The sequence below is a fragment of the Mycobacterium sp. 1274761.0 genome (assembly GCF_001668615.1).
Taxonomy (GTDB): domain Bacteria; phylum Actinomycetota; class Actinomycetes; order Mycobacteriales; family Mycobacteriaceae; genus Mycobacterium.
Genome location: NZ_LZMC01000023.1, coordinates 1 through 699, shown reverse-complemented (window position 1 = coordinate 699; position 699 = coordinate 1). Strand labels below are relative to the sequence as shown.

Here is a 699-nt window from a genome sequence, read left to right as displayed (position 1 = left end):
ACGCCGGGCTGCAGCAGGGCTTCCGCGGCCGTTACCGGGTTCGCGAGGAAAGGTTGGTAGTTCGGATCGCCGCCCGCGCAATAGACCAACATGCCGATCTCGATGTCCGACGTGTCGTCCATGATCCGCGAAGCGGCATCAGGGTCGGTCAGGTCGACGGCCAGCGTCCGCGTCTCGGCCCCGGTGCGGGCGGTGATCCCGGAGGCGACGTCGGCCAGGACGTGTTCTCGGCGCGCTACGAGCACCACACCGATACCGTCCTCGGCCAACCGTTCTGCGAAGACGGCACCGCACCCGTCGGATGCGCCGACAACGATCGCCCACGGACCGTATTTGTCGCGGAATTCACCCATGATCAGCTGCCGACCGCGACCAGTCGAACCGAGGTGTAGGAACGTTGAGCGATTCGCCAGCCTGCAGCAGTCCGCACCGCGACGTCGTCGTAGTACCCGACCGGGTTGACGCCCGAACCATCCGCGGTCAGGATCAACGCATCGACGTAGGTCCGTACACTGGCCCTGTCACCATCCACGTTGATCACCTGGTTGGTCATCCGGTGCATGGTGTGGGCAGCACCCACGTGCACCGCCTCCATGAACTGCGCCACCTCTGCCGCACCTGTCCAGTGTACGGACCTACGTCGATGCGTTGATCCTGACCGCGGATGGTTCGGGCGTCAACCCGGTCGGGTACTACGAC

At 65.1% G+C, this 699-nt stretch carries 2 protein-coding genes; both read right to left on the bottom strand.

Going from position 1 to position 699, the window contains the following annotated elements; translation table 11 throughout:
• A partial coding sequence (locus tag A5651_RS04015; RefSeq protein ID WP_156662583.1) for an SDR family NAD(P)-dependent oxidoreductase occupies positions 1–353 on the bottom strand: 353 nt, incomplete at its 3' end.
• A 2-nt stretch (positions 354–355) separates the two neighbouring features.
• Positions 356–607, bottom strand: a complete 252-nt coding sequence (locus A5651_RS04010; protein ID WP_066975814.1) for a nuclear transport factor 2 family protein — start codon at positions 605–607, stop codon at positions 356–358.
• Positions 608–699 lie beyond the last annotated feature (92 nt).